This window comes from Aquimarina sp. AU58 (genome assembly GCF_900312745.1).
In the GTDB taxonomy this organism is placed as follows: domain Bacteria; phylum Bacteroidota; class Bacteroidia; order Flavobacteriales; family Flavobacteriaceae; genus Aquimarina; species Aquimarina spinulae.
On sequence record NZ_OMPD01000014.1, the window covers coordinates 1,299,658 to 1,312,317 of the forward strand.

The 12,660-nt window shown below is 32.6% G+C and carries 9 protein-coding genes; 5 read left to right on the forward strand and 4 right to left on the reverse strand.

The genetic code is table 11. The features are described from left to right. Positions 1–7: 7 nt before the first annotated feature. Positions 8–577 carry a hypothetical protein gene (locus DK441_RS16995; RefSeq protein ID WP_109851758.1) on the reverse strand — a complete coding sequence of 190 codons (570 nt, stop codon included), beginning with the start codon at positions 575–577 and terminating at the stop codon, positions 8–10. Positions 578–617: 40 nt separating this feature from the next. Continuing rightward, a complete protein-coding gene (locus DK441_RS17000) occupies positions 618–2,153 on the reverse strand; it encodes a helicase HerA-like domain-containing protein (RefSeq protein WP_109851759.1) in 1,536 nt (511 codons plus the stop codon). Positions 2,154–2,306: 153 nt separating this feature from the next. Between DK441_RS17000 and DK441_RS17005 the strand changes: the two genes are divergently transcribed. Both DK441_RS17005 and DK441_RS17010 read left to right on the forward strand, forming a co-directional pair. Further along, positions 2,307–2,723, forward strand: a complete 417-nt coding sequence (locus DK441_RS17005) for a RidA family protein (RefSeq protein ID WP_235015784.1) — start codon at positions 2,307–2,309, stop codon at positions 2,721–2,723. A gap of 140 nt (positions 2,724–2,863) precedes the next feature. After that, positions 2,864–3,493, forward strand: a complete 630-nt coding sequence (locus DK441_RS17010) for a 7-carboxy-7-deazaguanine synthase QueE (protein ID WP_109851761.1) — start codon at positions 2,864–2,866, stop codon at positions 3,491–3,493. Positions 3,494–5,460: 1,967 nt separating this feature from the next. On the opposite strand, the gene DK441_RS17015 is transcribed toward DK441_RS17010, so the two are convergent. Next, on the reverse strand, positions 5,461–5,994 hold the full coding sequence (locus tag DK441_RS17015) for a DUF2911 domain-containing protein (protein ID WP_109851762.1): 534 nt from the start codon (positions 5,992–5,994) through the stop codon (positions 5,461–5,463). A 260-nt stretch (positions 5,995–6,254) separates the two neighbouring features. Between DK441_RS17015 and asnB the strand changes: the two genes are divergently transcribed. Continuing rightward, complete coding sequence (asnB, locus tag DK441_RS17020; RefSeq protein ID WP_109851763.1) at positions 6,255–7,934, forward strand: asparagine synthase B; 1,680 nt, start codon at positions 6,255–6,257, stop codon at positions 7,932–7,934. 175 nt (positions 7,935–8,109) lie between these two features. On the opposite strand, the gene DK441_RS17025 is transcribed toward asnB, so the two are convergent. Beyond that, complete coding sequence (locus tag DK441_RS17025) at positions 8,110–9,126, reverse strand: M12 family metallopeptidase (RefSeq protein WP_160112143.1); 1,017 nt, start codon at positions 9,124–9,126, stop codon at positions 8,110–8,112. 444 nt (positions 9,127–9,570) lie between these two features. On the opposite strand from DK441_RS17025, the gene gyrB reads away from it, so the two are divergent. Further along, positions 9,571–11,511 (forward strand): DNA topoisomerase (ATP-hydrolyzing) subunit B, encoded by a 1,941-nt coding sequence (gyrB, locus tag DK441_RS17030; RefSeq protein WP_074408308.1) that lies wholly within the window; start codon positions 9,571–9,573, stop codon positions 11,509–11,511. Positions 11,512–11,600: 89 nt separating this feature from the next. After that, complete coding sequence (locus DK441_RS17035) at positions 11,601–12,602, forward strand: DUF6588 family protein (protein ID WP_109851765.1); 1,002 nt, start codon at positions 11,601–11,603, stop codon at positions 12,600–12,602. Positions 12,603–12,660 lie beyond the last annotated feature (58 nt).

Genomic DNA, 12,660 nt, shown 5'->3' on the forward strand with positions numbered 1-12,660 from the left:
TTGTTTTTTAATTAGCTGTGTCCCAGCTTATCCAGAAATGTTTGATTTTTGCAGAATCGGGTATATCTGTTGCTGTTATTTCTATATCGGTAGTAGATTGAAACTTTTTTGATAATTCTTTTTTATCAATAGTGAAATATGCCTGAATGCTATCTACAAATATTACAGCTGTACTTAGTGTATTATTAATTTTTGAGATATTGTAATGGTCTTTGATATCTTTAAAAACACCCTTAGAAGATAAACCCGAAGCAGTTTTATATCTGGGATCCACAATTTGAATATTTTCTATAGTAGACATTGGATCTGATTCTTTATGAGCTTCTAAAACTAATAGCTTTGTTCCTCCTTTTTCATAAATTTCTATTTCATTTACATTATTAAGAAATTGATCTCCAGCAGTTCTTTTTGCAATAGAATCATTGGCATAGATAGAATCTAATTCTTTGATTTGTATTTCGCTTGTTAATAGTCCTATTCTATTATTGGTAATCTCAAACGGATCTTGTTTTTTTTCTCTCTGACAGCTATATATTAATAGTGAGATAAGAAGAATTTTTAACATTCTCTTTGCCATAACTAGATGATTTAGTGATTTGTTAAATTATAAACGTAAATTATTTCAATAACTTATTAAGTACTCCTAAAGCTCCTCGAATAAAAGTGGCACTGGTAAGTACTTTTATCACTGCTTTTTCTGTAGCACTAGCTCTTCTACTTTTTGATCGAGAACTAGATGAGCTTCTATTTAGCTTTTCTCTTTCCTTTTTGGCGGCTGCTTTTGCTTCTTCTGCTTCTGCTTTCTCAATTTTTTCATTTAACAGCTCATAGGCACTTTCTCTATCTATTTCTTCATTATACTTAGGGATAAGCTTTGATTTTTTAAGTAAAGCTTTTAATTCACTATCGTTTAGGATGTCCATTCGACTCATAGGAGCCCTTAGCATAGTTGCTGCCAATGGAGTAGGACGCCCTTTCTCATCAAGGGCAGATACCAAAGCTTCTCCAATTCCCAAAGAAGTAAGTATTTCTTTGGTGTCATAGTATTCAGAAATTGGATAATTCTCTGCAGTAAGTTTAATCGCTTTTCTATCCTTGGCCGTAAATGCTCTAAGCGCATGCTGAACTTTGAGTCCTAATTGACTTAAAACTCCATCAGGGACATCAGTTGGATTTTGAGTTACAAAATAAAGACCAACACCTTTGGATCGTATTAATTTTACGATACTCTCGATCTGGCCCATAAGTGCGTTAGAAGCTTCTTTAAAAATGAGATGAGCCTCATCAAGAAAGATAACTAGTTCTGGCCTCCCACTGTCCCCTTGTTCTGGGAAAGTACTATATATTTCGGCAAGAAGGCTAAGCATAAATGTAGAAAACAACTTTGGCTTATCCTGTATATCTGTTAACCTAATAATATTGATGATACCTCTACCGTTTTCATCAATTCTACATAAATCCTGAACTTCAAAAGATTTTTCGCCAAAAAAGAGATCTGCTCCTTGTTGTTCTAATTCGACTATTTTACGTAAAATTGAACCGGTAGAAGCAGTAGAAATACGTCCATAATCCTTCTCTAATTCCTTTTTACCTTCTTGAGTGGAAAATTGTAAGACTTTTTTTAGATCTTTTAAATCTAATAGCGGCAATTTATTATCATCGCAATATTTAAATATGATAGAGATAATCCCAGCTTGTGTTGTAGTAACATCAAGAATTCTGGATAGTAAAACTGGTCCAAACTCACTTACTGTAGCTCTAAGCCGAACACCATCCTGATCAGAAAGAGATAAAATCTCTACAGGAAAATCTTTGGCTTCGAATGGGATACCTATTTTTTCGTGACGTTCATCAATTTTAGGATGACCAGGGCTGGCAGCTGCAATCCCACTAAGATCCCCTTTTATATCCATTAAAAGTACAGGTATTCCTTGATCGCTTAAGTTTTCTGCCAGTACTTGTAGAGTCTTGGTTTTACCTGTACCCGTAGCGCCAGCAATTAACCCGTGGCGATTTAATGTTTTTAAAGGGATTTTTACATGAGCATCGGTTACTGTTTCGCCATTGTACATGGCTGCTCCCATAGTTAGGAAATCACCTTTAGTTTTATAACCTTCGTTAATATGTTCAAGAAATGCCTGGTTATCACTCATAATTCAATATAATTTTGCATAAAAATAGGAATCTTAACTTTTCTATAGAAATTATAAGTTACTTTTAATATAAAGTAAATCACAATACTAATTTTTTATTATTTGGGACCCATGAAAAAAATAACACTAATAGTTTGTCTCTTCACTTTTTTAATGAGCTGTAAAACAGATACTATAAAGCCTGTAGATGAGGTGGTTTTTCATAAAACTCACGAACCTAAAAAATCAACGGCTCCTTTTTCTGATGCTGTACAGGTAGGGAATCTATTTTTTCTGTCTGGTCAGGTAGGAATGGATCATAGTGTGAGAAAATTGGTGCCAGGAGGAATACAACCTGAAACAAAACAAACGCTGGAAAATATCAAAGCAGTTTTACAACACCATGGTATGGATATGGAGGATGTAGTGAAATGTACTGTGATTCTGGCTGATATAGAAGATTTTTCTGCTTTTAACGAAGTATATAAAACCTACCTACTTCAAAAACCAGCGCGTACTACCTTTGCTTCCAAGGGATTGGCTGTTGGTGCTAAGATCGAAATAGAATGTATTGCTGTTAAGTCTGAGTAGAGGTAATAGTCTAATATACTATTACTATAGGTGGTAGATTAAGTCATTTTTGTTTGTATTTCGTAATTTTAATTAGAAGAATTTTTTAAGATGTAATTATTCTAAAATCGTAATTTAATATTATTTACATTTGCAACCTTATGCAAAAGAGTATACAGAAATTGGTGAATGATGGTAAAATGCTTCCTTTGATGGAAGAATTTTATACCATTCAGGGAGAAGGTTTTCATAAAGGAACGGCAGCATATTTTGTTAGAATCGGTGGTTGTGATGTTGGGTGTCATTGGTGTGATGTAAAAGAAAGTTGGAATGCAGATTTGCATCCTCCAACAGATACAAATGTTATTGTAGAAAATGCACTAAAGTATAGCGATGTAATTGTGGTTACAGGAGGAGAACCTCTTACCTGGGATATGACCTTGTTAACTCAGGGGCTTAAAGATAAAGGAGCTAAAACTCATATTGAAACATCTGGTGCTTACCCTCTAACAGGTGAATGGGACTGGATTTGTCTTTCTCCCAAAAAAGTAAAACTTCCAAAAGAAGAAGTTTATAAAAAGGCTAATGAGTTAAAATGTATCGTTTATAACAAAAGTGATTTTGAATTTGCTGAAAAGCAAGCAGACAAGGTTTCTGATAATTGTGTATTGTACCTTCAACCCGAATGGAGTGTTCGTGAAAAAATCATCCCTCTGATTGTAGATTATGTGATGAAAAATCCAAAATGGAAAGTTTCTCTTCAGACTCATAAATACTTAAATATCCCTTAAAAATATCTATTGTATTGATTCTTAAGTCTTTTTGAATAAAAATACAAGTATTTAATCATTAATACATTATGGTTTTTCCATAATTTTGGGGATAATTCCCCATATTCCATTTTTTATTTTGAAGGAAAAAGACTACGATGCTTATGGTTTTTCAATATTTTGTATACTTTTTACCCAGCTCTTTAAGTATTTATATCGAAATTATCATTTTTGTATTACTACTTATTTTGGTAGTGTTTAAATTTATGTGAACAATTTAAAATCAGTTTCTTATGAAAAATTTATACGCTACATTTGGATTAACTTTTAGAGCTTTTATCAGTTTTGTAAAAGAATTACCAGGAGCATCTCTATATGCTATGCGTAGATAAATATCGCATAAAGTATTATATAAACTTTTTGATTTTGAACGCAAATTTACCTTTCGTCGAATGTAAATGTCGTTTTAATTATTCTTTTAGACCAGCTAACGATTTTTTGTACTTACAAATGTAAATATGAGATAAATTTGTAACTGTAATTAAAAACCAAACAGTTATGAAATATTTTACCTCTATTTTCGGATTAAGTTTTAACGTAGTAATTAATTTTTTAAAAGATCTTCCAGGAGCATCTCAATATGCAATCAATAAATGATAATGATGAATGTACTAGTTTATTATCATCGATCATTTTATTTTTTAGATCCTTAGTAAGAGATTGTTTTGAGAAACAGTCTCTTACTAATTTTTATAAGTAAGAAAAAGATGATATGGTGTATAAGAAAAGGACTATATCTGTTTTTATGATCAATACTACTTTTTTAAAAGATTGCTTTTTTATTTGGGTTGAACAAAATGTTTCATATCCCAGTGTAATTAACAGTTCTTTGTAAATTCCTCATTACATTTAGGGATCAACTTAGTTTTAAGCTTTTATACGAATAAACGTCATAACTATTTTGATCAATAGACTTCATTATTTTCTTTAATTTTTCATAGTATAATATTCAATTGAAGGAAAAAATATTCAAAAAAAACATAAAAATGGGTTATATAATATTAAATATAATCTCTTTTTTACATTTCTAACAAGGAATGAATAATGGTATTTCTAGAATAATATATAGATATAACTCTGCTTTTTAGTTGTTTTATATGTTTTAAGAAAATTTGATTGAAAGGATGTGAAATAAAAAAGGGGGAGAAAACCCCTAAAACACAACTTTATAGTGTGGGAAAAAACCTCAAAAATTAACACATGTAAATTGATTTTTGGTGTTATGGCGTTTTAAAGTGTTTTATGTCTAAAATTTTGTTTTGTCGATGTTAATTTTTATGGGTCAAATGAGATAGACATTATCTTTGTATAACAATTTTAAACCAAAAGATTATGAAGCTATTTTACGGTATTTTTTTTGTTGATATAAAGGCTTTAAAAACCTTTTTAAGACAACTACCATCGGCTTGCAGTAATGCAATCCATAGATAAGATTTTTTGAAATTGTTGAGGGACGATTTTGAAAACCGAATGAAACGAAAAAGAATAAGCTTTTGAAAAATTTATGTTAAGGAATTTAGGGAAATTACCCCATTATCCTTGTATAAAATAACAAAGCATTAGGGGGTGGACTTATTAGAATTAAGATTTTCGTGCTTATTATCGATAAAATCTTGATTTATATCTAAAATATATATAAATTTATTGACATCGAGTTATATCGGTATTATATTTGAATAATAATTACATTAATTTTTAAACGTAACATATGGGGCTATTTTACACAAAATTTAGATTAACTTTTAGAATTGTGATGGATTTTCTAAAAGAGTTACCTGGGGCATCTGGTCATGCTATTCACAGATAACATAAGAACTTATTATCTCTGTTCGAGATAAGAACAAACACAAAAGTTGAGGAAAAAAATAGCTTGAAAATTTATTTTCAAGCTATTTTTTTATGAATTAAATTGTAAACTCTTTCGTTTGTTATAAATAAAAAGGTACTTCTACACGAGTAGTATCCCATCCCATAACCATGTGATATCCTTTATCTACTTTTTTGAAAGCTATAGAAAAAACTTCTAACTCATCACCACTTCCAACCGGAACATTGATTCTAGCCACATCTTTACTTTTATCATAAGAGTAGGCTCCCCAACTATCTAGATCAGAATTTATAATAATAGTCCATTCTTTTTCACCAGGAATAGTGAATAATGAATATGTACCTGCTTTAATGGTTTTGTCTCCCATTTTTACATCCTGAGAGAATCTAATTTCGGTAGCTTCATCAGCGCCAGTTCTCCATACTTTATCATACGCCGCTAAACTACCAAAAATTTTACGCCCTTTCTTTTGTGGACGACTATAGACAACTTTGATTTCTGGTTTGGCATTTCTATCTTTCTTAGCATAAGAAATATCGGTTGGACTTTTCTGTAATCCTGCAAATTTTTGAGCGTTTACACTTGATAATGTACCCAAAAACATAATAACAACTAATACGAGTGATTTTTTCATAATTTGATTTTAATTTTTATGACAGACGTAAAGATATTGTTGAACTTACAATTGAAATGTTAATCGAGTCTATAAGTTGTGTTAAATGTTTGAGATAACAATTTGATAGTATATATATGAATACATTCTTTTTATAGTTTCTTTTTGTTATGGTTTATTGTGTTTTTTGTTTTAATATGTAAGCTTTATTGGGTTTATTGTTTTTATTTTGTAACTATAAATCAATCTTTGACCTTTCAAAATAATAGAAAAAGAAGAATATGTGTGGAATTGTTTGTGCTTTTGATATAAAGCAAGATTCAGAGATGTTACGACCTCAATTACTTGAGATGTCAAGAAAAATTAGACATAGAGGCCCGGATTGGAGTGGGATATACTCCAGCAAAAATGCAATACTAGCTCATGAAAGATTGGCTATAGTAGATCCGGTTTCTGGTAAACAACCATTGTTTAGTGCAGATAATAAATTGGTGCTAGCGGCTAATGGAGAAATTTATAATCACAGGGAGCTTCGTAAACAATTTGAAGGAACTTATGATTTTCAAACAGAATCTGATTGTGAGATAATTTTGGCACTATATAAGCAAAAAGGTGTAGATTTCTTAGATGATCTTAATGGTATTTTTGCTTTTGCACTATATGATGTAGAAAAGAATACGTATTTCATTGCTAGAGATCATATGGGGATTATTCCTCTTTATATGGGGTGGGATCAAAACGGTACTTTCTATGTGGCATCTGAGTTAAAAGCTCTTGAAGGAGTTTGTGCCAAAATAGAATTGTTTCCTCCAGGACATTATTTATCAAGTGAAGAAGGAGAACCAAAGAAGTGGTATGTTAGAGATTGGTCTGAGTATAAAGCAGTGCAGGAAAATCAAACGAGTATTGATGAACTAAGAGATGCTTTAGAGGCCGCTGTTCATAGGCAATTAATGTCTGATGTTCCTTACGGTGTTTTGCTATCTGGTGGATTAGATTCTTCAGTAACCTCTGCTATAGCAAAAAAATATTCAGAAAAACGAATAGAAACCGATGACACCAAAGATGCATGGTGGCCAAAATTGCACTCGTTTTCTGTTGGATTAGAAGGTTCACCAGATTTGGAAGCTGCACAAAAAGTAGCCGATCATATAGGGACCATACATCACGAAATAAAATTTACTATTAGAGAAGGTCTTGATGCGATAAAAGATGTGATCTATAATTTAGAGACCTATGATATTACTACCATAAGAGCTTCGACTCCAATGTATTTGATGGCTAGAGTTATTAAATCTATGGGGGTAAAGATGGTACTGTCGGGAGAAGGAGCCGATGAGATTTTTGGAGGGTATTTATATTTTCATAAAGCACCAAATGCAAAAGAATTTCATGAAGAAACTGTGCGTAAACTCAACAAATTACATATGTATGATTGTTTACGAGCAAATAAATCGCTTGCCGCATGGGGAATTGAAGGGCGAGTTCCGTTTTTGGACAAAGAGTTTATGGATGTTGCAATGAGAATTAACCCAAAAGATAAAATGATCAATGGGGAGAGAATGGAAAAATGGGTTATTCGCAAGGCTTTTGAATCTTATTTGCCAGAGAGCGTAGTCTGGAGACAAAAAGAACAATTCTCTGATGGAGTAGGGTACAGCTGGATCGATACATTAAAAGAAGTTGTTGAGATCGAAGTTACAGATGAGCAAATGGCAAATGCACATTTTAGATTCCCAATACAAACTCCTCAAAACAAAGAAGAATTTTACTATCGTACTATTTTTGAAGGGCATTTTCCTAGTGATACGGCAGCATTGAGTGTTCCTCAAGAACCATCGGTAGCATGTAGTACAAAAATTGCTTTAGAATGGGATGAAGCTTTTAAAAATATGAATGACCCAAGTGGTAGAGCTATTGCCAATGTACATGAAGAAGCTTATGATGATGTTGCTATATGATAAAAATTACAGTTTATTTTAGCTGAAAGTTGAGTTAATTGAGATTAAAACCCTAAGAATATTTTCTTAGGGTTTTGTAATATATCTTATGTTGAAAATTAAAATAAAAGAAGGCTACAAAAATGATTATAGCCTTCTTTACAAATTCATTTTTTTTTAGGTGATGTGAACTAATTTAGTTGCTACATCTTTCTCCCCGAAGCCATCTGTTATTACTTTGTAACGTGTATAAATAACCAGAGTAGGTTACTTTATCTCCTACAGCATACGATTGTCCCGAAGACCATGGACTTACACCTGCACATGGGTCGCTAGAGTTGGATGGATATGCTTTATTGGTTCCTTCAATATCTAATGGAGAAATAGTTTTTTGAGCTCCATTATATGTTTGCCCATTAAGTAAGGTAATTGTTGGTTGACCATTTTTAGAAAAACCATAAGGATGATACATCATTATAGAGTTAATATCGAATTTTCTGGTTAATAATTGTGCACTTGAACTTTTTCTGAAATTACCTTCCATACCCGACTGGATATTATTCCACTTTATAATAACATAGTCATCTCTGTCAGATCTTGTTTGTTCATGAACAAACCCAAGAGTATGCCCTAATTCATGCGCAATAAGACTGGCACTAGCTCTATTTCCTAATTGTACAGTTCCTCTAGTTCCTTGTACGCCAAAGGATGCTCTTCCACATCCAGAACAAACATTGGTAGATTCATAAATTGTTACATAGTAAGACTCATTAGTTCTTTCTTTGAATTTAATATTAGTTTTACTAGTCCATCGTCTAAAAGCCTCGGTAAGATTACTACGTAAATTACTATTTAAGTTTCCAAGCACATAAACTATGGTATTGTTTGGCCATTTATTAGTAGAACCCCATAAAGCTAGTTTTTGATCAGCTTCGGCAGCACTCGGGGCAGCTTTTGGATCAAAAGGAGCAGGAGGAGTGTCTGATAACATTTTTTCAGAAAGAATAATATCTGAGTTGTAGAGAAATTCTCCATTGCCTATGTCTTCGACAGTTACCAAATCTCCCTGAAAATATTTTTCAATAGTTTTTCCAGTTGTCGATGATGAGTTTGCATTTATACTCTCATCAATGTTTTCTTTTTGACAAGAAGCAAAAAGTAATACCGCACTCAATGTAAGGGTTTTGAGCACATTAATTTTTTTAGTTTTCATAATTGTTATATTAAGTTTGTGTAAAAATGTTATTATCAAATATAGACGCAACATTCTAAAAGATTAATTTCTTTTACATAAACATGTCGTTTTAGTAAACAAAATGTTATTTATGGGGTATAAACTGATAAGATTTGTGTAAAAACTACTTATTTTTGGTGTATATGTATACTCGGGATATGATTTGTAATAGGTGTAATTTACTGTGATAAATACTACAGATTTTGCAAATTGAAATCATCCTTTCTAGAATATAAATAAATCTTAAATTCATTTTAAGGGCATTTTTATCGTTTTTAAGAGTGTTTTTTATTTTTCTAGTACTATTCTTAACTAATTGTTGATAACTCGTTAAATCCTTCTTGATAAAACTCTTTGATCCTTTTACTCTTTTTTTATCTTTGTTTGTTGTCAAAAAAATAAAATAATTAATTAAGGGATTTTATGAGCGAAGAAGCTAATAAGAAAAATTACTCCGCAGATAGTATTCAGGCACTCGAAGGAATGGAGCATGTACGTATGCGCCCATCGATGTATATTGGTGATGTTGGATCTCGAGGATTACATCATTTGGTGTATGAAGTAGTAGATAACTCAATTGATGAAGCACTGGCAGGGCATTGTGATGCTATACAGGTAACTATCAATGAAGATAATTCTGTTACTACACGAGATAATGGTAGGGGTATTCCTGTAGGTATACATAAAAAGGAAGGTGTTTCTGCTTTAGAGGTTGTAATGACCAAAATAGGTGCAGGAGGAAAATTCGATAAAGATTCTTACAAGGTTTCTGGTGGTCTTCACGGGGTAGGAGTATCTTGTGTGAATGCATTATCAGCTCATTTGCATGCTTTTGTTCATAAAGAAGGTAAAGTATGGGAGCAGGAATATGAAAAGGGTAAACCATTATATCCGGTTAAATCTACAGGAGATACAGATTTTAATGGTACTATAGTTACTTTTAGACCAGACCCCACAATTTTTCAGCAGACTCTGGAATATAATTATGATACTTTGGCAAGTCGTATGCGTGAATTGGCATACCTTAATAAAGGAATAAAAATTACATTAACAGATAAGCGTCATCAAGATGATGAAGGCAATGATGTTACTGAAACTTTCCATTCTGAAGAAGGGTTAAAAGAATTTGTTCGATTTCTTGATGCAAGTCGTAGTGCTATTATAGCAGATGTGATTTCTATGGAAGGTGAAAAAAACAATATTCCTGTAGAAGTGGCGATGATCTATAATGACTCTTATGCAGAGAATTTACATTCTTATGTGAATAATATTAATACCCATGAAGGAGGAACACATCTTTCAGGTTTTAGAAGAGGTTTAACTGCTACACTTAAAAAGTATGCAGACGCTTCAGGGATGTTAGATAAATTGAAATTCGAAATTGCTGGAGATGATTTCCGTGAAGGATTAACAGCTATTATTTCAGTAAAAGTTCAAGAACCACAATTTGAAGGGCAGACCAAAACTAAATTAGGAAATAGAGAAGTTACTTCTGCAGTTTCACAAGCTGTTTCTGAAATGCTGGAGAATTATCTTGAGGAGAACCCTAATGATGCTAAAACTATTGTTCAGAAAGTAATCCTTGCTGCTCAGGCACGTCACGCTGCTAAAAAAGCACGTGAAATGGTACAGCGTAAATCGGTAATGAGCATAGGAGGTTTGCCCGGTAAACTTTCTGATTGTTCAGAACAGGATCCTGCATTATGTGAAGTATTTCTAGTCGAGGGAGATTCTGCAGGTGGAACAGCAAAACAAGGACGTGATCGTATGTTTCAGGCAATTCTTCCGTTACGTGGTAAGATATTGAATGTAGAAAAAGCAATGCATCATAAGGTTTTTGAGAATGAAGAAATCAAAAATATTTTTACAGCTCTTGGTGTTACCATTGGTACTGAAGAAGATAGCAAAGCACTAAACCTTTCAAAATTACGCTATCATAAAATTGTAATTATGTGTGATGCCGATGTCGATGGTAGTCATATTTCTACATTAATCCTGACATTCTTTTTCCGTTATATGAAGGAACTTATCGAAGCAGGGCATATTTATATAGCTGCTCCACCATTATATTTGGTAAAAAAAGGAGCCAAAAAACAATATGCATGGAACGATGATCAGCGAGATATGATTGTAAAAGAGTTCGGCGAAAATTCGAAAATACAACGATATAAAGGTCTTGGAGAGATGAATGCAGAACAGCTTTGGGATACTACTATGAACCCAGAATTTAGAACCATGCGTCAGGTTACAATTGACAACCTTACAGAAGCAGATCGCATATTTTCTATGTTAATGGGAGATGAAGTACCACCTCGTAGAGAGTTTATAGAAAAGAATGCTGTGTATGCAAATATTGATGCATAAATAATAGTTTAAAATTATATTTAAGATCCGCTATATAATAGGTATAGCGGATTTTTTTTATATTGCAATGCCCATTAAACCCAAATCTTATGAAAAAATGTACTTTGCTGTTGGCATTACTTCTAGGTCATATTACGTTTTCGCAAACAGATATCGATCAAATTCTTGAAATAGGAATTGAAAATGCCCAGAGATTTAGTGAAGATTATTTTGCATCTGCAGGAGAATCCTTAGTAAATGCTATGTCAAATGGTTGGTATAATACAGCAGAAACAAAAAAATTGTGGCACTTCGAAGCTGGGATTGTAGGTAACCTTTCCTTTGTAAGAGAAGAAAAACAATCCTTTGTCCTAAATGTGCAGAATTATACAGATTTAACATTTAGAAATGGGCAAACCAGTCAGACTGTTGCAAATGCATTGGGTGTAAACCGAGAAGAAATAGCAGTAGTGATAAATCGAGGCCAAGCTACAGAATTAGAAGTTATTTTACCAAATGGGATAGGTGATTCTGAAATTGGTTCTTTACCAAGCGGATTTATTCAAGGGTCAATGGGATTAATAAAAAGTACAGAAATAAAACTTAGATTTTTGCCAAGGATCAAAGCGGTACAAGATGCAGAAATACAACTGTATGGTGTTGCTTTTCAGCATGAGTTTACCGATTGGGTTTTTCCGTTAAAGAGATGGCCCGTTAGACTATCTGCTTTATTAGGATATACCAATGTAAAAGGTTTTTATGATATTAATGCCAGTAGTGGGATAGAAGGTGCAGATCAGGAAGTGCGCTTAAATACTAATTCATGGTTGATCACGGGTATTGTATCTACCAAATTACCGGTTTTAAACTTTTATGGGGGGCTAGGATATTATTTTGGCTCGAGTGATGCAGATTTATTGGGAACCTATCAAATTCAAAATGGACCGCTAACATCACAAACGGTAATAGATCCAATAAGTGTGAAAAATAGAACAAAAGGAGTTAAAGCATCAATTGGCGCAAAAGTACAGTTTGGTATTTTTAGAGCGAATCTGGATTATACATTACAAAACTATAATAACCTTTCTTTAGGACTTAATTTTGGCTGGTAATTAACACTCTATTTGTTAATTAATTCATCAAAGAATTCGTATTTTCGCGAAATAAATA